The sequence below is a fragment of the Pseudomonas sp. Leaf58 genome (assembly GCF_003627215.1).
Taxonomy (GTDB): domain Bacteria; phylum Pseudomonadota; class Gammaproteobacteria; order Pseudomonadales; family Pseudomonadaceae; genus Aquipseudomonas.
On sequence record NZ_CP032677.1, the window covers coordinates 743,182 to 767,762 of the forward strand.

23 protein-coding genes and 1 pseudogene are annotated in these 24,581 nt (G+C 58.0%); 15 read left to right on the top strand and 9 right to left on the bottom strand.

Features of this window, described 5'->3' with window-relative positions; translation table 11 throughout:
- Window positions 1-451 precede the first annotated feature (451 nt).
- The 4 genes from DV532_RS03445 to DV532_RS03460 all read right to left on the bottom strand — a co-directional run bounded on the left by DV532_RS03445 (window position 452) and on the right by DV532_RS03460 (window position 4,506).
- Window positions 452-1,666, bottom strand: coding sequence for a PIN domain-containing protein (locus DV532_RS03445; protein ID WP_056795319.1), 1,215 nt, complete (start codon window positions 1,664-1,666; stop codon window positions 452-454).
- Window positions 1,667-1,735: 69 nt separating this feature from the next.
- Window positions 1,736-3,355: a DUF2326 domain-containing protein gene (locus DV532_RS03450; protein ID WP_056795322.1), complete on the bottom strand. Its 1,620-nt coding sequence runs from the start codon at window positions 3,353-3,355 to the stop codon at window positions 1,736-1,738.
- Window positions 3,348-3,515: an ABC-three component system middle component 7 gene (locus tag DV532_RS03455; RefSeq protein ID WP_236707470.1), complete on the bottom strand. Its 168-nt coding sequence runs from the start codon at window positions 3,513-3,515 to the stop codon at window positions 3,348-3,350. Before DV532_RS03455 ends, DV532_RS03450 begins: the two co-directional genes overlap by 8 nt.
- Before the next feature lie 34 nt (window positions 3,516-3,549).
- Window positions 3,550-4,506, bottom strand: a complete 957-nt coding sequence (locus tag DV532_RS03460; protein WP_236707471.1) for an ABC-three component system protein — start codon at window positions 4,504-4,506, stop codon at window positions 3,550-3,552.
- Window positions 4,507-4,953: 447 nt separating this feature from the next.
- Between DV532_RS03460 and DV532_RS03465 the strand changes: the two are divergent.
- The 5 genes and pseudogenes from DV532_RS03465 to DV532_RS30805 form a co-directional block, all read left to right on the top strand.
- Window positions 4,954-5,221 (top strand): annotated as a pseudogene (locus DV532_RS03465) (Fic family protein); the annotation flags it as partial.
- Window positions 5,222-5,336: 115 nt separating this feature from the next.
- Window positions 5,337-5,798 carry a hypothetical protein gene (locus DV532_RS03470; protein WP_236707472.1) on the top strand — a complete coding sequence of 154 codons (462 nt, stop codon included), beginning with the start codon at window positions 5,337-5,339 and terminating at the stop codon, window positions 5,796-5,798.
- An 88-nt stretch (window positions 5,799-5,886) separates the two neighbouring features.
- On the top strand, window positions 5,887-6,357 hold the full coding sequence (locus tag DV532_RS03475; RefSeq protein WP_056795327.1) for a helix-turn-helix domain-containing protein: 471 nt from the start codon (window positions 5,887-5,889) through the stop codon (window positions 6,355-6,357).
- A 474-nt stretch (window positions 6,358-6,831) separates the two neighbouring features.
- A complete protein-coding gene (locus tag DV532_RS03485; RefSeq protein ID WP_056795330.1) occupies window positions 6,832-7,059 on the top strand; it encodes a hypothetical protein in 228 nt (75 codons plus the stop codon).
- Between the two features lie 296 nt (window positions 7,060-7,355).
- Window positions 7,356-7,607 (top strand): hypothetical protein, encoded by a 252-nt coding sequence (locus DV532_RS30805; RefSeq protein WP_056796693.1) that lies wholly within the window; start codon window positions 7,356-7,358, stop codon window positions 7,605-7,607.
- A 129-nt stretch (window positions 7,608-7,736) separates the two neighbouring features.
- On the opposite strand, the gene DV532_RS03495 is transcribed toward DV532_RS30805, so the two are convergent.
- Window positions 7,737-9,104 carry a hypothetical protein gene (locus tag DV532_RS03495; protein ID WP_218571359.1) on the bottom strand — a complete coding sequence of 456 codons (1,368 nt, stop codon included), beginning with the start codon at window positions 9,102-9,104 and terminating at the stop codon, window positions 7,737-7,739.
- Window positions 9,105-9,582: 478 nt separating this feature from the next.
- On the opposite strand from DV532_RS03495, the gene DV532_RS03500 reads away from it, so the two are divergent.
- Window positions 9,583-10,512 (top strand): malate dehydrogenase, encoded by a 930-nt coding sequence (locus DV532_RS03500; protein WP_056795335.1) that lies wholly within the window; start codon window positions 9,583-9,585, stop codon window positions 10,510-10,512.
- 66 nt (window positions 10,513-10,578) lie between these two features.
- On the opposite strand, the gene DV532_RS03505 is transcribed toward DV532_RS03500, so the two are convergent.
- Window positions 10,579-11,400 carry an amino acid ABC transporter permease gene (locus DV532_RS03505; protein ID WP_056795339.1) on the bottom strand — a complete coding sequence of 274 codons (822 nt, stop codon included), beginning with the start codon at window positions 11,398-11,400 and terminating at the stop codon, window positions 10,579-10,581.
- Window positions 11,397-12,218 (bottom strand): ABC transporter substrate-binding protein, encoded by an 822-nt coding sequence (locus DV532_RS03510; protein WP_056795342.1) that lies wholly within the window; start codon window positions 12,216-12,218, stop codon window positions 11,397-11,399. The genes DV532_RS03505 and DV532_RS03510 overlap by 4 nt, the downstream gene beginning before the upstream one ends.
- A 118-nt stretch (window positions 12,219-12,336) precedes the next feature.
- Here DV532_RS03510 and DV532_RS03515 point away from each other — a divergent pair, with 118 nt between their 5' ends.
- From DV532_RS03515 to DV532_RS03555, 9 genes are all read left to right on the top strand, one after another.
- Window positions 12,337-13,221 (top strand): homocysteine S-methyltransferase family protein, encoded by an 885-nt coding sequence (locus tag DV532_RS03515; RefSeq protein WP_177339522.1) that lies wholly within the window; start codon window positions 12,337-12,339, stop codon window positions 13,219-13,221.
- A gap of 169 nt (window positions 13,222-13,390) precedes the next feature.
- A complete protein-coding gene (locus DV532_RS03520; protein WP_056795347.1) occupies window positions 13,391-14,662 on the top strand; it encodes a cystathionine gamma-synthase family protein in 1,272 nt (423 codons plus the stop codon).
- Window positions 14,663-14,805: 143 nt separating this feature from the next.
- Window positions 14,806-16,245 (top strand): amino acid permease, encoded by a 1,440-nt coding sequence (locus DV532_RS03525; protein WP_056795349.1) that lies wholly within the window; start codon window positions 14,806-14,808, stop codon window positions 16,243-16,245.
- A gap of 46 nt (window positions 16,246-16,291) precedes the next feature.
- The gene (locus DV532_RS03530; RefSeq protein ID WP_056795353.1) at window positions 16,292-17,185 is read left to right on the top strand and encodes a LysR substrate-binding domain-containing protein; all 894 of its coding nucleotides are present in this window, start codon (window positions 16,292-16,294) and stop codon (window positions 17,183-17,185) included.
- A 15-nt stretch (window positions 17,186-17,200) separates the two neighbouring features.
- A complete protein-coding gene (locus DV532_RS03535) occupies window positions 17,201-18,589 on the top strand; it encodes a threonine synthase (RefSeq protein ID WP_056795356.1) in 1,389 nt (462 codons plus the stop codon).
- Window positions 18,586-19,023 (top strand): Lrp/AsnC family transcriptional regulator, encoded by a 438-nt coding sequence (locus tag DV532_RS03540; protein ID WP_056795358.1) that lies wholly within the window; start codon window positions 18,586-18,588, stop codon window positions 19,021-19,023. The genes DV532_RS03535 and DV532_RS03540 overlap by 4 nt, the downstream gene beginning before the upstream one ends.
- Window positions 19,024-19,232: 209 nt before the next feature.
- Window positions 19,233-20,276 (top strand): homoserine dehydrogenase, encoded by a 1,044-nt coding sequence (locus DV532_RS03545; protein WP_056795360.1) that lies wholly within the window; start codon window positions 19,233-19,235, stop codon window positions 20,274-20,276.
- A 12-nt stretch (window positions 20,277-20,288) separates the two neighbouring features.
- Complete coding sequence (locus DV532_RS03550; protein WP_056795372.1) at window positions 20,289-21,707, top strand: aldehyde dehydrogenase family protein; 1,419 nt, start codon at window positions 20,289-20,291, stop codon at window positions 21,705-21,707.
- Between the two features lie 41 nt (window positions 21,708-21,748).
- Window positions 21,749-22,072 (top strand): RidA family protein, encoded by a 324-nt coding sequence (locus tag DV532_RS03555; RefSeq protein WP_056796696.1) that lies wholly within the window; start codon window positions 21,749-21,751, stop codon window positions 22,070-22,072.
- Between the two features lie 11 nt (window positions 22,073-22,083).
- Here the strand turns inward: DV532_RS03555 and DV532_RS03560 are convergent, their stop codons facing one another.
- Both DV532_RS03560 and glyA read right to left on the bottom strand, forming a co-directional pair.
- Window positions 22,084-23,031 carry an arsenic resistance protein gene (locus tag DV532_RS03560; protein WP_056795375.1) on the bottom strand — a complete coding sequence of 316 codons (948 nt, stop codon included), beginning with the start codon at window positions 23,029-23,031 and terminating at the stop codon, window positions 22,084-22,086.
- A 135-nt stretch (window positions 23,032-23,166) separates the two neighbouring features.
- Window positions 23,167-24,420: a serine hydroxymethyltransferase gene (gene glyA / locus DV532_RS03565; RefSeq protein ID WP_003247505.1), complete on the bottom strand. Its 1,254-nt coding sequence runs from the start codon at window positions 24,418-24,420 to the stop codon at window positions 23,167-23,169.
- Between the last annotated feature and the right edge of the window lie 161 nt (window positions 24,421-24,581).

The following is a 24,581-nucleotide window of genomic DNA, read 5'->3' on the forward strand; positions in this document are numbered from 1 at the left end:
TTCTACATTTCTGAAACTCAATGCTCGAGATCTACCCGCGGTGATAATGGAGGGCTGGGTCCAAAAATACCGGACCCAGCCCCGCATGTTGAGTCGATCATTGGGATACCTATTAAATACAAACTCCCATCATTCCCGTGAACGGCTGCAATGGGCTGAAAGCACCCCTGGGAGCGCAAAAATTCCCAATTCGATTCCAAGGAAGTCCATAACTAGCTGATTTGTTCATAGATCCCCTATGAGGTACATCAAAAAATCCGCTAAATCCCAACCCCACGGAAACCGGGCCCTCATGGCTCACAACCGTCCGTCTGTCTCCGATCGGAAAATGAAAGGTCCCGCATTGATTCATGCGTGGATTTTTGTTTTCCGCCACTTAAGGAATAAATCTCTCCCATTTCTGAAGTGTTTATGACAATCTAAAACGATCCTGTCCGGAGGGCAATGCATTTTAACTCGAAGGCTTATAGTCAGTAGCCGCTTTTGCCTCCTCCTTCTTATGTTGCTCCCACTCCCATAAATGCTCTTCATCTCGGTCGCTAGAGTAGTCGGGTGACACTTCACCGAAATCAAGGAACTCTAGCTCACCAATTACTTCTATTTCTTCGTGAGTGACGCTTCTTTCATAGTCAGTCCAATTACCCCCAAAATAGATTAGTACGTCGGTCTCGTATGTGGTTTCAATCGAGGCCTCTACTCCGCCCAAGCTTACGTAGTCTTTATCTATCGAATCGTATTGGGAGAAGTTGAATGATGCAGTGGCGTGCACTGTAACAAGTGCTTTAATCCCTATTACAGCGGAATTGTCTTCGATAGAAACGATATTGACTAAAAGCTCGTCCGTGTCAGATGCTAGCGCTAACTGATGATCAACATATTCGAGTTGGAGATCGTCGTACTCATAATGGTGAAAAGAATTGGCTTGTATTTCGGGCTCCATATTTGCAGTGGCGTTGGATAATGCAATAATTATTTTTTCATATAATGGTCCGCTGTTCTCCAGAGTTCCGTCTTTTCGTAGCCGCTCAATTATCTTAGTGATTTTGGTATGAGGCTGGAACAAGGAAAGTGCATGCGGCAATTCGCTGACTACGTGGAGCCACTGAGAATCTTTAGCATAGGAGTGCCACCCTTTATCTTTACTTACTACAACCATGACCTTATCATTTTCACTAGCCCAGCACTCCAGCGATAGTAAAGCTATTGCATCAGGAAATTCGCTTTTTTTCTCAGCCTTATTCTCGAATGGAGGTAGTGTGTTGAAATATAGGTCCATTAACTCGTTGACATTAACTTTAGACGCCGAAATGACTTGTGCATTGATATTTGAATAGAAGCTCTGAAATCGCTCGGTGGCCATCTGAGATGCGACAACTGTAGAACTCAGCTTTTCTGAGAAATGATCCGATGTGGCTGCACTGGGCATATATTTAGATAAGGCCTTGAGGCTGCTTCGTGCAGATCTTAGATTTTGATCAATTTCTGCAGTTAAATGTCTTAGCCCCTCCCGATGAACGACGTCAGGTTGGATAATGGGGATAATGCTACCATCGAATTGTTCGAGTTGCTTTAGTATGCCTCCGTCGAAATTGTATCGCTGGCCTCTTAAGATACTGCTGTCTATGGAAAGTGCAGCGAAGTCTAATGTTGGTTCGAAGTCATCCATATACAAATCCTTGAGTGAGATCTAGCTGGGTCTAAGTAGAATGGTCTAAGGCTACATGCAATCGGTTAGCTATTTTTTATCTCGCCAGTCTTTAGTGTAAAGAAGATCATTGTGGCTAAGTTTTATAGCGGTGTGTTTGAATAAAATGCCCGCGGTGTCTGATCCATATTTTGAAGCTTCGTCGAACGCAAGGAATATTTGTTTCTTCTTCACTGCTGCCAGAATTCGCAAAATTTGCTTGGTCGCTGCAACTTCAATGTTCTTGTATATAACCGAGTCATGAATAAGGAACGGCAGTGAAGTCAGTGAGAGCAACGCGAGGTCAAAGCCAATCAGTCCTGTGTAAGATTTACCAGTTCCTGTGTCTTCGGGGGAGGTAAAACTGTACGAAGCTGAGGTATGTAGTCTCAGTTGTGACGGGTTTCGATTTTTTCCGTATACAACTCGATTAAATTTAATTAGCTTTTTATTAATTGCTGATTCGATATCGATAAATATGCGAGTAAATATGCTCTCAAGTCGTTCCTTGGAACGGCGGGCGCTTTCTTGAAGTCCTGTTTTTTGGTCGTAAAATTTATTCTCTTCTATGGCCTTGTCCGTAAGCTCTTTGAGTTCAAAAACGCGAGAAAACAGGTCGCTAGGGGTTCCTTTGGCAGTGAGGGTATCACGAACTTGCTTATCTAACTGGTCTATTTCACCCGAAAGTTCAAGTTCCTTACCTTGTAATGCGGTGAGTTCTGCTCTCAGTTCTTTCTTAACAAGGGAAGAGATTTTCTGATGAAAGGCCTCTATCTGTTCAAGCCTAGAAATGTCTGCGTTTGGGAAAAACTCTACAACGAGTGCAATATTCGCAGCAACTCTTGGATTTACGCCGGAGATATCCTTGCTCAACCTCTCAGATCTGACCTGAAGAAGGGTTTTTTGCTGGCTTAAATCATTCTTGCTCTGCTGCAAGCTACGGATATTTTCGTCAAATAGAGCCTCATAAGCAGAGAGAGCCCCGGAAAAGCTATGCTTCATGTCCTCAATTAGCTTGGCGTTATCAGAGATGAGTTTCTCATTTCGCTTATATTGTGATTTTTTGATGTTGGGGATGATTTCTGCTGCCATGGACTTCATCATCAGATTTTTTCTGCTGATAAAAGATTCTAGAATGGCCCTCTCTTCGGCAATATCACTTGTGCGTCCGAAGACATCAATTAGACGGCTGATCGATGTTCCTTGGGATTCTTTTGGTGACCCTGAGAACGGATGTTCTGGATCAAGTTCTCCCTTGTTCCAGATTCTGCTAAAGGCGCTGACAATTGAACGGAAAGGACTTTCCTGCACGAATATCCCGTAATGGAACTTCAAAGCATCCTTGTAATCTTCGAGTGGAATGGTATTGCTGACTTTATATTGATCATCGCAAATGTCTACTAGGTCGGGTTCAGCGGTGGAGCGGCAAATGTAAAGCGGTTTCTTGTCGAATTGGAATTCAATAAAGTATTCGTGATGGCCTAGGGACTGAATTACACCGGCCTTGTCGTTTAAAAGGCTATTACCGCCCATTGCGAAGTCGACCACCATGAGGGCAGATGATTTTCCGATGGAGTTTTTCGCATCGTCATCACCGAGAATAATATTTAGTCCTTCGTGGAAGATGATTTCCTTATGATTAAACAGTTCGCACTTGATTTTTTTAAGCATACTCAATCACTCCGTTGTCCAGTACATTTAAATACCCCAAGAAAAATAAAATATCCAGCGCGGATAGAAATTCTGACGCGTCTTGAAAATCTTCATTTGTCTTGGCTAGCAACTGAGCGACACTTTCTCCTTGCTCTCCCTTAGCCAAAATAGTACGCATCTTGAAAATGGTTGAATCTTCGAGTTTAGTGAATTTACTCGGGACTAACATCGAAGACCTCGCAGTTCTGCACGAAAAATGAGGTCAGGATCTTGGCGGCATCGACTGACTTGCCAGACCTTTTGCTCATCCATTGAGTGATGTAAGTAAATACCAAGTCTTTGTTGTTTGGGATTATTCGCTGCATTTCCAAGAAGTACGTATTGATCTGGTTTTGCAGAATTCTCACCGTTAGTTGGTCGTATTGTTCTAAAATTTTTATTTCATCTCTTATCGTTACGTAGTAGTCAAGTACATCTCTTTTGATATTGCGTTTTAGTAGAGGGCTCGCATGAGTTTTCAACTTGTCCGTAACGCTCGCTATATCCAGTTCTACCTCGGTTGCTTCTATGTCTTCAGGTGTTAGCTCAATAATCGTTTGCAGCAGCTCTTTGATTTCTTCCTTTAGGTGGCACTCGGCTGTGACGAGCTTTGCTCGCGCCTCTTGTAGATACCTTTTCTTAATTTCTTGAATATTGAGGTATTCTTCGATTTTGAAGTCTTTGTCATATTTTCTATGGCAACTTGGACACAGGCATATTACATTTTCGAGAGCATTGCTATCCGCAGGGGGCGAATATCCTACTAGGGCTTTAGCTTGCAAGGGTGTTGGATTGAGCGGGTAAATGTGAGCAATCTCATACCCTTTCTCGGGATGCTTTGATGTTGCTTTCTTGAAAATAATAGGTAATGTGCAGAGTGGACAGGCCCCGCCAGTCTCTCCATAAAGAATGCTCTGCTCGTTTGGAGTGTAGTCCACCCTTTTCTTTGCCATGTTTTTCCTAGAGTCTTCCTTACTGATGCTCAATGCTGGTGCGGTGTATACCCCAGTGATTTCAAATATGTCGATTGGTAGCGAGTGCATCGCTTGGGGAAGGGTGGTTGCTGGGAAAGACAAACCTGTTTTTTTGTATATTTGAAGATCACGCATTCCTTTCTTATTATCTGGCATCCAAGACTCCCATAGCGTGCTGATCAATGCGGAGTATCATACCATTGTGCCAGTACTGCTGAAACGGACCGCTTGTTCAGACCTGCCTAGGGCGATTCAGGACGCCCAAATGGAGACCAACTGCAAGAGCCTCCGTTGGCCATTAACTGCGCCCGACAAGGGCAGCTTTGAGGCGTTTTCTATCGCTAGCCAGTTGGTATTTGAGGCGGGGGGGGGGTAGCTCTCATAGAAGTCCAAGAAGTCCCGGTTCGATTCCATTGAAAGCCATAAATAGCTGATTTATTTATAGATACCCTATGAGGTACATCAAAAAAACCACTAAATTCCAGCCCCGCGAAAACCGGGCCCTCACGTCCAACAACCGTCTGTCTGTCTCCGCACCATACAGATTGGCCAGATGGCGATTTCACGCTGCTTGGCACCAAGAGAATCCCGCCTTGTGCGGTTTTTTTTGTGTCTACAGAGGAACAGATTCTGGCCAGCGCGATAAAGCTGAAAGTTGTGAAGTCGAGTGACATTGCTCAGGCACCCCTCGCTCACGGCTAACCAACGGACTTATCAGATTAAAAATCTGGTAGAGCAAGGTATGCTTCTGCCGGTTAAGCCAGGCTCTAGGCAATACACCATTGGCTTCTCCAACAATTACCTGATGCGCGGGGTCATCAAGGCGTTGAAAGAGCAGGGGTTCATTCCAGAGCCACTCGACAGGCCGTGACCTAACCCTAGCCCCTCCTGCGCGCTCTGAATGCATATTCGGTAGTGTAGTGCCGGTTTTTCCCATGTGAGAGCTTTTAATCAGCAAAATATTGCCGGTTCCTGCCACGAACACTATGATAATCAGCATTGAAATACTGATTAATGGTGTCGTGATGCCGCTCAGACTTACGACCCAGGCTTTCTCCGATGGTGCATGGCGCGATGCCGCGACACTCACGGTTGAGAACCCCGAGCGTGTTGCTGATGGAAGGTGCCTTGTGGCCTACGACGGCGACTACATCATCGCGAACGTTGATCGCATGGAAGATCGTTGCGAACTCGCCCTAAGCGTTAACCTTCCGTTGAACTGGGACCACCATGACGTCAAAGGGTATCCAGCATTCCTCTACGACATCATTCCCTCTGGTGCTGCCAAGGACTCTCTTGAATCCCGCTACGGGCGTCTTAAGCCCGAAGGTGTGGAAATGGGGCTGTACCTTAGAGCGCTTCACGCCGCCCCCTGTTGGGCATCTGCGCATCAAGGAGTCGGTGGAAGGCCTTCAGCCGGATCGGAACGAGGCTTTCGCGCATGCTGAGGTCGTGGACAGGACGAGCGAATTTGCGCAATGCAGCCTCTCTACCCGTGAATAACCTGGACAAGCGACTCGTGGAGTGGGGACTGCGATGAAAAAACTACAGCCTGAAGAGCGCGCCCAGCTCGTGGAAGATATCGTCAAGCGCAACGCGGCGGGGCTCGATCCAATTGGCACGTCCATCCGCCGTCTGCGGCTCGAAGTCACCGGGCTTGACCAAGAGACCTTCGCGGCCATGTGCAAGATGTCCACGAAAAGCCTGTACGAACTGGAAAGCGGGAAGTCGAATCCGAAGCTCAGCACTTTAGAGGCCGTGCTGCGTCTCTTTGGCGTGCGGATGGGCATGGTGATGACTGCCAAAGATAAGCCCACTGCAACGCTCGTCGGCAACACTGTCGGCCAGTTGAAGGCTGGTGGGCCAATCGCTGTGGGCGCGGCGCTGGCCAGTTCCTACGTGGTGGCCGGACCGAAACGAGGGAAAAGCCCTGCGGCAGCCAAAGCGAAGAAGGCAGTGTCGAGGCCGGCAGCGTCACGGGCACGGAAAAGCAGTCAGGAACAGTGAAGTTGATGTGGGATGCAAATAAAGTCTCATCCCGTTTTCCTCTAAATGATCGGTTACGGCATTAAGTTTGGTAGCTCGCAGTGGTTCCGAACCACGACGGCTTCATGCTTGTAACGATCATGGTCGCTCGTGCGCCAAACAGACCGTATCTCGCTGCTCTGCAGCAAGGCGCCCCTGCACCAAAGCTGGCGCTTTTTTTGTGCTTGCCGTGCTGTGTCATGGCGGCTGTGTGTGGGCAGGCTTCGGCTTGGCCGGGTTACCAAGTTTCCCGGTATTCCTACCCCATACACAGCTGCCACCCAATCCCGTAGGAAGGACCGTGGCAGCTTCAACTAAAACTTGGAGTGTCATGCATGCTTATCTCAAGCCCATCCAGGATCCACGCATCCGTTCTCCACCGCCATTCATTGGCCGCCTTCAGCAAACAAACCCCCAGTCATGCCCCCTCCGCCGCCACCCCAACGGAGGTGCCCCATGACTGACCAAGAACGCCTATCCACCCTCCAAAGCTACGCCTGGACCCTCGAGCTACTAGGCGAAGCCCTGGTCCAGCACGACGAAATGCTGGAATGCGAACACAACCCGCGGCTGAGCTTTCGTAACACGGCCGGTATCCATCAGGCGATCCGCATCATCAGCCGTTTGGCCAGTGAGCAGTGTGGGAAGGTGATGGCGCTAAACGGGCAGGGGCCGGCTGAGTAGGCGGTGTCTTTGAAAGGGCGGCGGGGCGGTGTCACGGCTTGTTGAGGGGCTGCTTTGGGATAAGCCTGTTAGGTCGCGTTAGTGGGGCTGCTGCGCAGCCCATCGCAGGCAAGCCAGCTCCTACACGGACCGCGTAGTTATTGCGGTATAGGCGCTGGCTGTGGGATGCGCTAGCTGCGAGGCGATGCCTGCCACGGCCAGTGACACGCCGCGTCAGTGAATCGTCTCGATGAGTCATATTGATGCCTATCACTCCTCAGGCTAATACTAAGTATCTGTCTGGGGAGGCACAAACTATGCAAACAAGATTTGTTATCGTTCCAGCCGTACCGATAGAAAAAGAATCCTTCCAATCTGGGGCTCGGTTTTATGCGGCTACCGTGTCAGGTGGCTTCGATATCTACGACAACCAAGAAAAATTACGGCTAAAGCCCAGCTACGCAACCAGGTCGCTCGCAGAGGCAGCACGCCTGAAGATGAATAGCGAGTGCCGTAATCCGGACGAACTGTTCCCCTTCTTGCGTGTGGAATGCGCCGCCGTGGAATAGTCATATCGGATGGCAGTGGTGGGCGGTGGCCCAATGTTTATGCTGTCAAAATACATTCTCCGGGATAACACAGGTTGCCCCGGAGAATGACCGGCAGTCGCGCAGGCTGCACCAGTTACTTATGCCAACTCAACGTCCAAGCTGGCCTGGAGGTTGCCTTTTCCCGAGCGCAGCTGCACCCGTAGCCGGCGCCTGGGACTGGGTTGCACATTGCGGATCACCCCCGAAACAGGCTGTTCCTAACTCACCGCCGCGGTTTTCACAGGCAGGGGCGCAAATCGCATCTTGTTCGGCACTGGAGAAGCAATCCAGCGTTGCACACTGGTCCACAGTCGACCCGTCCCCGCAGAAACACCGCACCAAGTTAGGCCCACCGACAACCACCTCTTGGTAACTCAAGGTTTTTGCATCGGTAGAACCAAAAGTCAGGTACCACGGCTCGCGCAGTTGGCCGCCGCTCTTGGCCGGTGGGACCAGCATCAGATATTGTTTGGTTACCACATCGTAGCGACGCACTTCACCGGTATTGGTAATGGGCACGAACAGTTTCTTGTCTGGCCCAAATAGCAGGGCTTGGGCAAACGCGCGGTCTTTGCCAAGTTCGGAGAGGTTGATCTTGTCGACGAACTTGCCGGCCTGGTCATAGATGCGGATCGAGTCTCGGTCATTGGCATCAGCCCTGAAACTGGTGACATACAACCGACCGTCCGGGCCGAAAACCAGGCCTTCTGGCCTGTTAAGCTGGCCGACGCCGCCTTTGTCGGATATGAAAGCACCCAGGAACTTGCCATCAGCGGCAAAGCGCATGATTTGCCCGCCCAGGCCATCACTTCTAAAGTTTTGCACGGCAACGTAAAGCACACCGTCAGGGCCGAACACTAGGCCCCTAGGGTGGAATTCACCGTGTGACGACGCACTCCTGAAGGCGGCCAAGAATGCACCAGTCGCGTTGTAAGTCAGCAGTTTGCCAGGCGAGTTACCGTTACTGGAGGTACTGCTGCCGACGTAAAGAACCTCTTCGGGGAAGGACTCACGGACGATGCCAAAAGGCGTGAAGGGCGCGTTGTTGTCCGTGGCAGGCACCCAGGCAGCGATAAAGGCGCCGGTATTGAGGTTGTAGCGCAACACTGCCCCAGGCCCTTTGTTGTCGACATTTTCGTTGGCGACTATCAGCTGTTGGCCGTCTACGAACATGCCGCGGGGCCCGGCCAGCCCGCCGCTTTTGGCGCGTACGAAGGCGTCCGGGTTATTGGAAGGGTCAAGGTCGCCATCCAGGAAAGCCCCCGAGCTGGCGTCGAAGCGTTTGATGGTTTTGTCGGCGGCATCACCGATATAGAGGATGTCGGCGTACACCTTGGGTAAGGCAAGTACCCCGCTAAGTGTCAACACCGAACAAAACAACAGTAATAAAGTACGGACCACGGAATATTTATTCACGCGAGGGGCATGCATATTCGTATCCTTTTCTAGTAGGTGGCTACGGACGCGCAGGCGCATGCAGGCAACTCGCTGTTTACGTCATTAAATTCAGACGCTTATAGCGAATAGGCGGCAGTGCTCGTGGGCGTTTGGACAAGTAAAGTTGGGTAACTAAATATGTCAAAAGCCTCGGAGGCGCCGGCAGACCGGCGGTCGTCGGGCTTGGGGGGATTTGCGTACTGGCTGGTTAATTGCGGTTTCTACTTAAACGATCAACTAACACTCAGCGTTAAAATGGGTATTCCTATCATCAGGTGGATACCTCAATAGTTGCAGAGGAAAAAGCGCGGGTCGCTAGAAATATTAATCATCAAATTCAACTCCTTGTAGTGTCGCTACGGTGCCGGTGGGGCGCCAGTTCGTTATCAGATGACTGCTGCTCGCGAGGCAGCACGGGGCGGGCATCCACCTTTGGGTAGCCTTTTAGCCTCAGCAGGCGATACTTCTCTGTACTGCAGGCGTGTTCCTGGTGGCGCGCGCCGCTAGGAGGTGTCAGGTGAACAAACTATCAATCGTAGGTGCCGGCATCGTCGGCGAGGCGGCGGCGCAGGTCATCGCCCGGGAAGAGTTGTGCCGTGAGCTGGTGTTGATGGATGTACAAGGCGAACTGGCCCAGGGCAAGGCGCTGGATGTGTGGCAAGCCGCAGTGGAGTCGGGCTCCGATACCCGCGTTCACGGCGGCGGCAAGGCCGACATGCTGCAGGGTTCCGAGCTCGTGGTCATTACCGCAGGCGTGCCGCGCAAGCCCGGCCAGTCGCGCCAGGATGTACTCAGCACCAACCTGCCAATCATCGACGGCATCATGGCAGACATCAAACGCCATGCACCCACCGCGACGGTGTTGGTGGTCTCGAACCCGGTCGATGTGCTCACCTACCGCGCCTGGAGCCTCAGCGGGCAGGGACGCAACAAGGTGTTCGGCCAGGCGGGGGTGCTGGATACCGCGCGCATGAAGTGCTTCATTGCCGAGCAAACCGGGTTTTCTGCCCGCGATATCACGGCGCTGGTGCTGGGCGGGCATGGCGACAGCATGGTGCCGCTGATGCGCTACTGCCAGATCGGCTCGGTGCCGTTGTCGCACTTCTTGTCCAACGCGCAAATCGAGCAGATCGTGGAGCGCACGCGCAAGGGCGGCGGCGAGATTCTAGGCTTGAAGAAGCTGGGCAGCGCCTGCGATGCGCCAGGCGTGGCCATTGCGCAGATGGTGGATGCGATCGCCAATGGGCGAAATCGCATTCTGCCGGCGGTGGCGATTCTGCAAGGCGAGTACGGGCGCAAGGATATTGCCATGGGCGTGCCTTGCGTACTGGCAGAAGAGGGGCTGGCGCGGGTGATCGAGTTGCCGCTGGATGCGCAGGAGCAGGCGATGTTCGACCAGTCTGCCGATCAGGTGGCGCGGGATATAGCTGAAATGAAAGCTTTGTAAGTGTGGGCCACCTGGGGCCGACGGCAGCGCCGGCCCCAGTATCCTGGTCATCATTGCGCGTAGCCGCTAGCGCTGATAAGCCTTGCCAAAATGCCGTTCCAGCCGCGCCTGCACCAGCTCCAGCAAAATCGACAATACCCAGTAAATCACCGCCGCCGTGGTCAGCATCTCCAGGTACCGATAGCTCGATCGCCCGTACGACTGCGCCAGAAACATCACTTCCCACACCCCCATCACCGATATCAGCGATGAATCTTTCAGCATCGAGATGAACTGGTTGGCTGTGGGCGGAATGATCACCCGCATGGCCTGGGGCAGGATGATGTGCCAGAAGATCTGCGGCGTGCGCATGCCCAGCGCCAGTGCCGCTTCACGCTGCCCGCGTGCGACGCCGAGGATGCCGGCGCGGAAGATTTCGCTCAGGTAGGCACCGTAGTTAAGCGACAGGGCGATGATGCCGGCGCTGATGGCGCCCGGTACCAGGCCCAGCTGCGGTAGCCCCAGGTAAATCAGCAGAATCTGGATCAGCAGCGGTGTACCACGGAAGAACGAGGTGTAAAAACTGGCGACGCCCACCAGCACCGCGCTGTTCGACAAGCGCGCCAACGCGGCGGCAAAGCCGAACAGCACCGACACCACCATCGAGCACAGGCACAGGAACAGGGTGAGCGCGGCACCTTGCAGGAAGCCGTTAGGCCCCAGCTTGAAGCCGGCGAGGTTGGGGAACTTCTCCAGGATGATGGAAAACTTCAGGTCGAAGCTGAGGAAAAACGCAACGAACAGGCCAAACAGCGCCAGCCAGGTCAGCAGCAACCGGGTACGAAAGCCGAACAAGCCGGCGCCCGCGGTTTTGGCCGCGGGCTTGGGGGACGGGGGGAAGGTGCTCATTTGCTGATATCGGCGCCAATCCATTTTTGCGACAGCTTGGCCAGGGTGCCGTCAGCCTTCAATTCGGCAAACACCTGGCGCACCTTGGCATCCCACTCGGGGTCGCCTTTTTCGATGGCCACTGCGTTCGGCTCTTCATACAGCGGGGCGCCGGCCAGCTTAAAGCGCTTGTCCTGGGCCAGGCGCGGCTGTGCGGTCACCAGGTTGGTGATGATCGCGTCCAGGCGCACGCCGGTGCCCAGGCCCAAGTCCTGGAAGGCGACGTTTTCGGTGTCGTAAGGGGCAACCTGAACGAACTCGAACGGGTATTCGATCTTCTGCTCTTCCTTGCCTTCAATCACCAGGTTCTTGTTCAGGTAGCTTTCGTAGCTCGATGCGCTGATCGAGCCCACCTTGCGGCCTTCCAGGTCTTTTGCGCCATGGATGCGGTCATCCTTGGCGTTGACCACCAGCACCGCAGGCGATGCGTAGTACTCCACCGGGAAGTCGAACACTTCGGCGCGAGCCTTGCTCGGGGTCATCGAGCAAATGCAGATGTCGTAACGGCCGCTCCAGCGGCCTGCGGCGATCACGTCCCACGACGGGGTTTCCAGGCGCAGCTTGACGCCCAGCCGCTCTGCCACGGCCTTGGCGACATCGACGTCGTAACCGTCCAGTTGGTTCTGGTCGTTGAGGAAGGAAAACGGCGGGTAGCTTTCCATCAACACGTTGACCAGTTCCTTGCGCGATTCAACCCGCTCCAGCGTGGCGCCAGCAAAGGCTTGGGAAGCAGTTGCGAGCAGCACGAGGCCCGCACCGAGCACACTAGAAAATCGCATATACATACCTGAAAATTTGGCCAATTGTTAGAAACCGTATTTAATAGTTATAAGTGTCGCCAACATAATGAATTTTATTCATAAGTACCTTCAGAGTAGTTATATGAAACAGCGAGCGATGGTAATTCTCGACGGTGGCATGGGCCGTGAGCTGCAACGCAGTGGGGCGCCGTTTCGTCAGCCCGAGTGGTCGGCGCTGGCGCTGAGCGAGGCGCCGGAGGCGGTGGTGGGCGTGCACGCGGCGTACATCGCTGCCGGTGCCCAGGTTATTACCAGCAACAGCTATGCGGTGGTGCCTTTCCACATTGGCGAGGAGCGCTTTGCCCAGGAAGGGCGACAACTGGCCAATATCGCCGGCCAGCTGGCGCGTCACGCGGCAGATACCGCTGCGCAGCCGGTCAAGGTCGCGGGCTCGCTGCCGCCGTTGTTCGGCTCCTACCGCCCAGACCTGTTCCAGCCTGAGCGCGTAGCCGAGGTGCTGTTGCCGCTGCTGCAGGGCCTGGCGCCCCATGTCGACTTGTGGCTGGCAGAAACCCAAAGCGCGGTTGCCGAGGTGCGTGCCATCCACGCCCATTTGCCGGCAGATGGCAAACCGTTCTGGGTGTCGTTCACCTTGCAGGACGAAGAGGTCGACGAAGTGCCGCGCCTGCGTTCTGGCGAGCCGGTAGCCGAGGCCATTGAAGCCGCGGTTGGCTTGGGTGTGGCAGCGGTGCTGTTCAACTGCAGCCAGCCCGAGGTCATTGGCGCGGCGGTGGATGTGGCGCAGGCCGTGATTGCCCAGCACAACGCCGACATCGCCATTGGTGTCTATGCCAATGCCTTCCCGCCGCAGCCGAAGGAAGCCACCGCCAACGATGGCCTGGATGAGCTGCGCGCCGACCTCGACCCGCCGGGCTACCTGGCATGGGCCAAAGACTGGCGCCAGCGCGGCGCCAGCATGGTTGGCGGCTGCTGTGGCATCGGCCCAGAGCACATCGCCGAGCTGAAACGTAATTTGGCCTGACGCCACCCGGGGGCTGGGCGGCTTACGCAAGCGGCTGGCCCCCAGCCATTAAAAAAAACGCCACTCAGACCCGTATTCCATCGTTTTTCAGTCCCCCGCCATGCCCCTATAGTCCGCTGAAAGCCGATGCTCAATCGGCGTACACAACTCAGCCGTGCGGGAACCGGATATGAACAACAACGAAAAAAACGAGGGTATTGCAGCGGCCGGTGTCGGTACGCGAGTGGTGTGGAGCGGGGAGCAGGTGCAGCACCCGTACAACGCTACGCAAACCCCGATCGTGGTCAGCGCCGCCTACGGCTACAACGACATCGACACCTGGTACGACGTGGCCCTGGGCAAACAGCCGGGCTTCATCTACAGCCGCATGAGCAACCCCACCGTCGCCACGCTGGAAGCCAAACTGTCCGAGCTGGAGCAAGCCGAATCGTCAGTCGCGTTCAGCAGCGGCATGGCCGCCATCAGCGCGGTGCTGCATACCTTCCTGTCCAGCGGCAAGCGCGTGGTGTCGACCCGCGACAGCTATGGCGGCACCAACAAGATTTTTGAAGAATTCCTGCCACGCATGGGCGTGCAAGTGTGCCTGTGCGACACCCTCGACACCGAGGCTCTGGAGCGCGAGATCGCCGCCGGTTGTGACCTGCTGTACCTCGAAACCCCCACCAACCCCACGCTGAAGGTGCTGGACATTCGCCGTCTGAGCGCTGCGGCGCACAAGGTGGGGGCGCTGGTGGTGGCCGACAATACTTTCGCCACGCCGCTGAACCAGAACCCACTGGCCCTGGGCGTGGATGTGGTGGTGCACAGCGCCACCAAGTTCCTGTCCGGGCACGGTGACGTGCTGGGTGGGGTGGCTTGCGGTGCAGAGGCGTTGATGGCCCAGGTACGCCATTACCGGGAAATCAACGGCGCGGCGCTGGACCCATTCTCCGCCTTCCTGATCATTCGCGGCATCAAGACCTTGGCCGTGCGCCTGCGCCAGCAACAAGCCAGTGCCATGGCGTTGGCCGAGTACTTGGTGACCGAGCCGCTGGTTGAAGCGGTGAACTACCCCGGTTTGCCACAGCATGCGGGCCATGCCATCGCCAAGGCGCAAATGCGCGGTTTCGGCGCCATTGTCAGCTTCGTGCTCAAGGGCGGCATGCCCACCGTGGCGCGCCTGCTGCCGCGCCTGAAGTACGCCCATCGGGCCGGCAACCTGGGCGCGGTAGAGACCATCTATGGCCCGGCGCGTACCACCAGCCATGTGGAGAACACCCTCGAAGAACGCCTGGCCCTGGGTATTTCCGAAGGGCTGGTGCGTATTTCGGTGGGCATCGAAGACACCGAGGACCTGCTGGCAGACCTGGCACAGGCCTGTGCATCGGTGCGCCAGGAGTTGGCCGCAGCAAAGGAATTGCACGGTGACGCGTACGCGGGCCTGGGCGAAGTACAGGCCTGAAGTAGGCGCGTAGCACCCACCTCTTGCGGTGGGTGCCACTTCATGAAGTCGAACAAAAACAATATGCAAGGCAATTTGCTTCGCTCTGCCAAGACGAGGTCGTTGCAACGCCCTTGCCCGCCAACTTTCATGAGTAAACCACAATGTCCCTGCAGACAACGACAACCAGAAATGCAGCTACGCATAGCTTCAAGCAGGATATGCAAACCCGCCATATCGTCATGCTGGCGCTGGGCGGTGTCATCGGTACTGGCCTGTTCCTGACCTCGGGCTACACCGTCAACCAGGCCGGGCCGTTGGGCGCGGTCATCGCCTATATCCTGGGCGCGATCATGGTCTACCTGGTGATGATGTGCCTGGGCGAACTGGCCGTACACATGCCGGAAGTCGGCTCGTTCAGTAGTTACGCCACCCGCTACATCGGGCCGGGCACAGGCTACATGGTGGCCTGGATGTACTGGCTGACCTGGACCGTGGCCATCGGCTCCGAGTTCACCGCCGCCGGCATTCTGATGGTGCGCTGGTTCCCCGAAACGCCGGTGTGGTTATGGAGTGCGCTGTTCGGCGCGGTGGTGTTCTTCAGCAATATCATTTCGGTGCGCTCGTTTGCCGAAACCGAATTCTGGTTGTCGCTGATCAAGGTGCTGGCGGTGGTTGCCTTCCTGGTGATTGGCGGCGGGGCGATCCTGGGTGTGTTCGAAATTAGCCAGGCGCACAGTGTCGGGTTGGGCAACTTCACGCGCGAAGGGCTGTTCCCCACTGGCTTTTGGTCAATTGCCATGACCCTGTTGGCGGTGGCCTTCGCCTTCTCGGGTACCGAGCTGATCGGCATTGCCGCCGGCGAAACCCGCGACCCGGAAAAGAACGTGCCCAAGGCCATCCGTACCACCGTGTTGCGCCTGGCATTGTTCTTCGTCGGCACCATCTTCGTCCTCGCCACATTGCTGCCGCGTGAGCAAGCCGGTGTGGTGGAGAGCCCGTTCGTGATGGTCTTTGCAATGATTGGTATCCCCTACGCGGCGGACATCATGAACTTCGTCATCATCACCGCGCTGTTGTCCGCCGCCAACTCCGGCCTTTACGCTGCCGCCCGCATGCTCTGGACCCTCAGTGACCAAGGCAACATGCCACGCCGCTATGCCGCATTGTCCCGCCGTGGCACACCGTTCAACGCCATCGTCCTGAGCATGGCCGGCGGCATGGCTTCGCTGCTGAGCGGCGTGTTTGCCCCCGACACCATTTACCTCGCGCTGGTGTCCATTTCCGGGCTGGCGGTGGTGGTGGTGTGGATCAGCATCGCGATTAGCCAAATGGCCTTCCGTCGCCACTACCTCGCCAATGGCGGCAAGCTCGAAGACCTTAAGTTCCGCGTGCGCGGCTACCCGTTCGTGCCGCTGGCCGCGATTGTCTGCTGTGTGCTGGCCTGCGTGGGTATCGCCTTCGACCCGGCCCAGCGCGTGGCCCTGTATTTCGGTTTGCCCTTCATCGCCTGGTGCTACCTGGCGTTCTGGCTAACCCGCAAATACCGCGAAGCTCGCCCGCTGCCGCTGGATGTCGTGGCGCCAGGTTCCGAGGCTGCCTGAGCAGGGTGATACTAGGCCACCGGAACGTTGCCATGAGAAACCGCCGATGACCCAGAAAACCCTGCCCCCGTTGAATTGGCTCAGAGCCTTCGAAGTGTCGGCGCGTTACCTGAACTTCACCCACGCAGCAGAGGAACTGCACCTTACCCAGGGGGCGGTGAGCCAGCAGATTCGTCACCTGGAAAGCCAACTGGGGGTGGCGCTGTTCAAGCGCTTGCCCCGTGGGCTGGGGCTGACCGAGGAGGGGCAGTCGTACCTGCCGGTGGTGCAGGACGCGATCAGCCGCCTGGCCGTAGGCACCAACGAAATCTTCGGGCAGCGCCAGCGCCGGCCGTTGAAGGTGCGCGGCAGCCTGTCGTTTTTGCACTTCTGGCTGGCGCCGCGGCTGGCTGACTTTCGGCGTGCGCACCCACAGGTGGATATCCGCTACATCAGCAACCTGTGGGTCAAGGAGCTGGATGCCGAAGATGACTTGGAAATCCGCTGGGGCAGCGGCCAATGGCCCGGTGTGGAGGCGCAGCGGCTAACCCGCGACCTGCTGGTGCCGGTTTGCTCGCCCGCGCTGATCGCCGACTACCCACTGCGCGAGCCGCGTGACCTGGCGCGTGTGCCGCTGTTGCATGTGCTGGGTTACGAGGAGGGCTGGGGCTACTGGCTGGAGCGGGTGGGCGCCGAGCAGGTCGATTCTTCCAGCGGCCTGCAGTTCGACACCCTGGTGGCGACCTTGCGCATGGCCGAGTTGGGGTTGGGGGTGGCGCTGGCGCGCTCGTCGCTGATCGAGGACTTGTTGCAGGAAGGGCGGCTGGTTGCGCCCTTTGCCCAGCGCATCGAGGCCAGTGAGTCGTTTTTCCTGGTGCGCGGCCTGGGCGAAGCGTTGTCTGCCGATGCGCAGGCCTTCAGCCATTGGCTAGTGGCCATGGCGCACCGTTTATCAAAGTAATTACCTGGAGCACCGATGCAGTACACATCCACGCGAGGCAACGAGACACGGGTTGATTTCCGCACGGCGCTGCTTTCCGGGCTGGCCGACGATGGCGGGCTTTACGTGCCGACGGCGGTGCCGACGTTCAGCCAGCAAGAAATTGCCAGCTGGTCGTGGTTGCCGTTCGACGAACTGGCCTGGCGGGTGATGGCCCCGTTTGTTGGCGATACCCTCGATGAGCCGACCCTCAGGGCGCTGGTCAGCGACAGCTACCGTGGCTTTCGGCACCGGGGCATCGCGCCGTTGCAGCAGATTGGCCATAACGAATGGATCCTGCAGCTGTTTCACGGGCCTACCCGGTCCTCCAAGGATTTTGCCGCGCAGTTGCAGGCGCGGCTGATCCGCCATTTTTTGGGGGGCGATTGCGAGCGGGTGATGCTGGTCGGTGCCAGCAACGGCGATACGGCAGTGGCCGCTATTGAAGCCATGCAGCACTGCCCTACGGCGCGCTTGCTGGCGCTGTACCCCAGCGCCGGGACGCCGGCCGACCGCGCCGCGGTGATGCGCAATGCCAGTGGCGAAAGCGTAAGTTGCGTGGCCGTGGACGGCAGCTTCGATGACTGCCAGTCGCTGGTCTCGGCGCTGCTGCGGGCATGGCCAAGCCCCGGGCTGATTCCGGTAAGTTTCAACTCAACCAACTGGGTCGGCGTGCTGGCGCAGATCGTGTTCTATTTCCATGCGGCGCTGCAGCTGGGTGGGGGGACTCGGCCGGTGGGCTTCAGCATCCCCACGGCCAGTTTTGCCGAAATATACGCAGGCTTCATTGCCCAGAAAATGGGCCTGCCGATCAACCAGATCATCGTCTCCACCAACCGCAACGATGCCTTGCACCGGTTCATCCACGGCAATCGCTACAGCCGGGGCTCCACCAGCCAAACCTTGTCGCCGGTGATGGATTTTTCGCTGTTCTCCAACATAGAGCGTTTCGTCTGGGAACTGTACGACCGCGATGGCGGGGCGACCCGGGCGCTGATGGAGCACTTCGAGGCGTGTGGCGAATTGAGCATCGGCAACCGCCAATGGCTGCATGCGCGCATGCTGTTCGACTCCTATGCCGTGGACGATGCGCTGATCCGCGACGAAATCGTCACGCTGTTCCACGAAACCGGCAGCGCGGTAGACCCACACGCGGCCACCGGGGCGTTCGCCGGGCGCCTGCACCGGCGCAACATCGGCGCGCCGATCGTCACGCTGGGGCAGTTCGCCCCCGAAAAGTCCGCCGCGCTGCTGGCCGAGCTGGGCGCCTGGCACGGTGAGCTGCCGGCCAGCGTGGCGGGCGCCGCAGGCGGCGGGCCGCTGCTGGCGCCCGAGGACCTGGCGGGGGTTCATGAGTTGTTGGCCCGGTTGCAGGCAGGCCGATGAAGCGCATCCTCGACCCCCTGGACGAGCGGATTCTCGCCGAACTCACCGCCAATGCCCGCATTGCCCATGCCGAGCTGGGGCTGAAGGTAAACCTGTCGCGCAATGCGGTACGCCAGCGCATCGAGCGCCTGGAGCGTGACGGTGCCATCCAGGGCTACACCCTGCGCATCGGCGAGGGGCGCCGGCCGACGTCGTTGATCAACGCGGTGATCTTCGTTTACCGCTACGACCGCATGCGCGGCGAAACGGTGCTCGATGCGCTGCGCCAGATCCCCGAGGTGATCCAGTGTGAAGTGCTCAGCGGCGAATTCGACCTGCTGCTGCGCGTCGAGGCCTCCAGCCCAGAGCGGGTGCACCATGTGTGGAAGGAAATTGCCGCCATGCCGGGTGTCGAGAACACCGTGACATCGTTCGTGTTGGCCACGGTGATCTGAGCCGCGCCGTTACCCTGGATAACCAGCGCTACAACAACGCCGCCCGGGCTCTCGCCCTGGCGGCGTTGTGCATTTCCGGGCGCGCTCAGGCGTGCGTCGGGCACTGGTCAGATTGGCCAGTAAATACAGCGGTTTGCCATATTCAACTGGCATTGCCCGGCTCTTACGCTTGTCCCCATCGACCCATCGTCTGGAAAGGACAGCACACCATGACCGAATACAAAATCGCACTCGTTGGCTTTGGCGGCGTCAACCGGGCCCTGGCCCAACTGATCGCCGAACGCAATGCGCGCTGGCAGCAAGAGCTGGGCTTTGGCCTGAAGATCGTGGGTGTCACCGACCTGTTCCTGGGCTCGGTGATCGACCGCGATGGCCTGGATGCGGCCATGCTGGCGGCACTGCCCGCTCAGAAGGGCGCCTTGGCGCAGATCCCGCAGGGCTCGGCAGAAGCATTCAACGAGGCGGTGATCAAGCAGTCTGGCGCCGACATCATCGCCGAGGCCACCTTCACCAACCCCAAGGACGGTGAGCCAGCAGCCACCTTCTGCCGCTGGGCACTGGAAGCGGGCAAGCATGTAGTCACCACCAACAAGGGGCCGATTGCCCTGCATGCCCCGGCGCTGAAGGCCTTGGCCAAGGCCAATGGCGTGTCGTTCGAGTACGAAGGCGCGGTGATGAGCGGTACGCCAGTGTTGCGCATGGCGCGCCAGACCTTGGCCGGCGCCGGCCTGGTGGGCTTCGAGGGCATCCTCAACGGCACCTCGAACTATGTGCTGACGCGCATGGAAGAGGGGCTTGGCTTTGCCGATGCGGTGGCCCAGGCACAAGCGCTGGGCTATGCCGAGGCCGACCCGAGCGCCGATGTGGAGGGCTATGACGTGCGCCTGAAAGTGGTGATTCTGGCCAACGAACTGCTCGGCGCTTGTTTGCAGGTCAGCGATGTCACCTGCAGCGGCATCAGCAGCCTCGACAGCGCGGCTATCCAGCAAGCGCAGGCGGCGGGCCAGCGTTGGAAACTGATCGGCAGCGCCAGCCGTGAAACCGATGGTTCGGTGCGGGCCAGCGTTGAAGCGCGCTTGCTGCCTGGCAATCACCCCCTGGCAGGTATTTCCGGTGCCACCAATGCACTTGCGTTCAACACCGAGTTGCTCGGCGCTGTGACCGTGTCCGGTCCGGGTGCAGGGCGTATCGAAACGGCCTTTGCCCTGCTGTCGGATATCGTCGCCATCCACACCGCTGGCCGTTCGGCCTGAGGAGCAACGTTCATGAGCCTGACTTCCGTGTCCCGAGTAGCCTTCCAGCAGCCCGCCTTGATCGATGTGTACAGCCCCTTTGACGGCAGCCTGGTCGGCAGTGTCGCCAATCTTGCCGCTGACGCGGTGCCAGGCTTGCTGGCCCGTGCCCGCCAGGGCGTGCGCGAAAGCGCCGCGCTGCCCCGGCATCGTCGCGCCAGCATTCTTGAACAGGCCGCTCGCCTCATTGAACGTGATGCTGCCGATTTTGCCGGCCTGATTGTCGATGAAGCAGGCAAGACCCTGCGCCAGGCCGAAAAGGAGGTAAAACGCTGCATCAACACGCTGAAGCTGTCGGCCGAGGAAGCGCGGCGCAACGCTGGCGAAGTGGTGCCGTTCGATGCCTATGAAGGCTCCGAATCGCGCCAGGGCTGGTTCACCCGCGAGCCGCTGGGGCTGATCCTGGCCATCACGCCGTACAACGACCCGCTCAACCTGGTCGCGCACAAGTTGGGGCCGGCCATTGCCGGCGGCAATGCGGTCATTCTGAAGCCCTCGGAACTGGCCCCGCTTTCTGCCTTGAAGCTGGTGCAGTACCTGGTCGAGGCAGGGCTGCCGGAGGCCGTCGTCAGCGTTGCCACCGGCGGCGCTGAACTGGGCAAGGCCCTGGTGGGCGTGCGTGAAGTGCGGATGATTTCCTTCACGGGCGGCTTCGCCACGGGCGAGCAGATTGCCCATGGGGCTGGCCTGAAGAAACTCGCCATGGACCTGGGCGGCAACGCCCCGGTGCTGGTGCTCAAGGACTGCGACCTTGAAGCCACTGTCGAGTCGTGTGTATCCGGCGCGTTCTGGGCTGCCGGGCAGAACTGCATCGGCACCCAGCGCATCCTGGTGGACGCTTCGATCTACGAGGCGTTTCGCCAGCGTTTCGTCGCCTTGACCCAGGCCATGGTGCTCGGCGATCCTGGCCTGCGTGAAACCGACATGGGGCCAATGATCAGTGAAGCCGCTGCACGGCACATCGAGGAGCGGGTCAACCAAGCCCTTCAAGGCGGTGCCCGCCTGCTTTGCGGCCACAAGCGCCAAGGGGCCAGCTATGCCGCGACGGTGCTGGAAGGCGTGGACCACACCAGCCGGTTGTGGCGCGAAGAGGTATTCGCCCCGGTGGTGATGCTGGCGCCTTTCGAGGATATCGAGCAAGCGGTAGCCCTGGCCAATGCCCCGGAGTACAGCTTGCATGCGGGTGTGTTCACCCGTGACCTGTCCTTGGCGTTGAGCCTGGCCAAGCGCATCGAGGCCGGCGGCGTGATGATCAATGACTCGTCCGACTACCGCTTCGATGCCATGCCATTCGGTGGCTCCAAGTATGGGAGCCTTGGGCGCGAGGGAGTGCGGTTTGCTTATGAGGACATGACCCAGCCCAAAGTCGTGTGCCTTAACCAGATGGGGTGAGAGGGAAACGTATGATCAAACGTTATGGCGTAGGCCAGCGGATGTCGCTGGCGGTCAGCTACAGGGGCCTGTTCGAAACGGCCGGCGTGGTCGCCGACGACCTGCAACAGGATGTGCAGGGGCAGTTGCGCCAGGCACTGAATACGATCGATGGGCTGATGGCCGAGGCCAAGGTGACCAAGGACCAGTTGACCCGGGTGCAGATGTGGATCGCCGACTACCGTGACTTCGACCGGGTCAACGAGGTGTATGACGCTTGGTTGCAGGGCTGTGCAAAACCGGTACGGGCTTGCGTGGGCGCCGACCTGGGTGAAGGTTACCTGGTCGAGGTGCAGGTGTTTGCCGTGTGCGCTGAGTGCCCTTGACCGGCAACGGCTCAGCGCACCAGCCGTGGCACAACCCGTACGTAAACGAGCTCGCTCAGCAGCTCCAGCAATGTTTGGGTAATCACTGCGGCGGCTGCCAAGCCGCGCAGCTCTTGCGGCAATGCCAGCGCCAGCGGCAGCACCACCAGCGAGTTGCGCGTGGCAGCGCTGAAGGTCACCGAGCGTGCTGCGGTGGCCGGTAGGCGCAGCAGGCGCGCTGTGAGTACGCCTAGCACCGGTGCCAGCAGCATGAAGCCGATGTACACCGGAATCACCGGCAGCAAACGGTCGAAGTCGCGCAGCACCACGGCGATCTGTGAGGCGATCACCACTACCAGTACCCATGCCATCGCCGGTACCGGCAGCCATGCCCAGGCGCTGTTCCAGGCCGCGATTGCCGATGAGCGACGGGCGCCAGCGCTGGTGAATACGGCCAGGGCCATTGGCACCACGATCAGTAGCACGAAGGCTTCCACGAACGGGGCAGTGGCGAGGGGCACGTTGTCGCCCAGCATTAGCCCCAGATACAGCGGCAGCAGCGCCAGTTGCGCCAGCAAAAGTATGGGCGTAGCGGCCAGGGTCAGGCGGGCGTCGCCTTTGCCGATGTGGGTGAACACCACCACGTAGTCGATGCACGGCGTAAGCAACACCAGCAACGCACCGACGAGGATTGCCGGGTGTTCGACCAGCCCGCGGGTGATGGCCCAAACCAGCAGCGGTACGAACACGAAGTTGGCGAGCAGCAGGGCGGCCATGAAGCGGCGCTTGCCCAGGCCCTGGCGCAGGTCGAGGAAGGGGATTTGCAAGAACATCGCATACATCAGCACGGCGATGGCGGGGGTGACCAGGGCTTCCAGGTGGCGTGCAGTGTCGCTGGCTAGCAGGCCGAAAGCGACGGCGGCGAGCACGGCGGCCAAGTAGATGGGAACTTGCTGGGTTTCGAGTTGCTCTCTGGTCAAGGTACGGCCTGTGCTTTAAGGGCGGAACGCAATCATAACCTGTGGGAGCGGGCCAGCCTGCGAACTTGGTTCACCGCCCGAAAACGAAAAAGCCCGGCGCTAGGCCGGGCTTATTCACTTCAGGCAAAACGCCTATCAGTTGCCGTAAACCGGCAGCTTCTTGCAGATGGCCTTGACCTTCTCACGCACGGCGTCGATCACCGCTTCGTTGTTCAGGTCAGCCAGGATGTCGCAGATCCAGCCGGCCAGTTCCTTGCACTCAGCTTCCTTGAAGCCACGGGTGGTCACGGCTGGGGTGCCGAAACGCAGGCCCGAGGTAACGAACGGGGAGCGTGGGTCGTTCGGTACCGAGTTCTTGTTGACGGTGATGAAGGCTTTGCCCAGGGCAGCGTCAGCGTCCTTACCGGAGATTTCCTGCTTGATCAGCGACAGCAGGAACAGGTGGTTTTGGGTACCACCGGAAACCACGTCGAAACCACGCTCGATGAACACGCTGGCCATGGCCTGGGCGTTTTTCACGACCTGCTGCTGGTAAGCCTTGAACTCAGGCTGCAGGGCTTCCTTGAAGCAGATGGCCTTGGCGGCGATGACGTGCTCCAGTGGGCCGCCTTGTGCGCCGGGGAAGACAGCGGAGTTCAGCTTCTTCTCGATGTCGGCGTTGGCACGGGCCAGGATCAGGCCGCCACGCGGGCCGCGCAGGGTCTTGTGGGTAGTGGTGGTCACCACGTCGGCGAACGGAACCGGGTTCGGGTACACGCCAGCGGCAACCAGGCCGGCAACGTGGGCCATGTCGACGAACAGGTAGGCACCGACCTTGTCAGCGATGGCGCGGAAGCGGGCGAAGTCCAGAACCTGCGAGTAAGCCGAGAAGCCGGCAACGATCATCTTTGGCTTGTGCTCGACAGCCAGGCGCTCGACTTCGTCGTAGTCGATCAGGCCGTTGCCATCGATGCCGTACTGAATGGCATTGTACAGCTTGCCCGAGGAGCTGACGGAAGCACCGTGGGTCAGGTGGCCACCGTGTGCCAGGCTCATGCCCAGGATGGTGTCACCGGCCGACAGCAGGGCCAGGTAGACGGCAGCGTTGGCCTGGGAGCCAGCGTGCGGCTGGACGTTGGCGTAGTCGGCGCCGAACAGCTCTTTGGCACGGTCGATGGCCAGTTGCTCGACGACGTCGACGTACTCGCAACCACCGTAGTAGCGCTTGCCTGGGTAACCTTCGGCGTACTTGTTGGTCAGCACCGAGCCCTGGGCTTCCATGACTGCCGGGCTGGTGTAGTTTTCCGAAGCGATCAGCTCGATATGCTCTTCCTGGCGCAGAGCTTCTTGCTGCATGGCTTCGAAGAGCTCGGCGTCGTACTTGGCAATGGTCAAATCACGGCTGAACATGGCGGTCCTCAAGGATCGGGGGTGAGTTAGGCGGGCATTCTAACCGATTGCTTCGCGCCTGGCATATGAAGTGGCATCAAGTCGCGGACCAATGGGCTTCATGTTGTATCCCGCGCCACGTCTGGGCTGGGCGGGGGTCTGAGTTGACTTGAAAGTCCGTT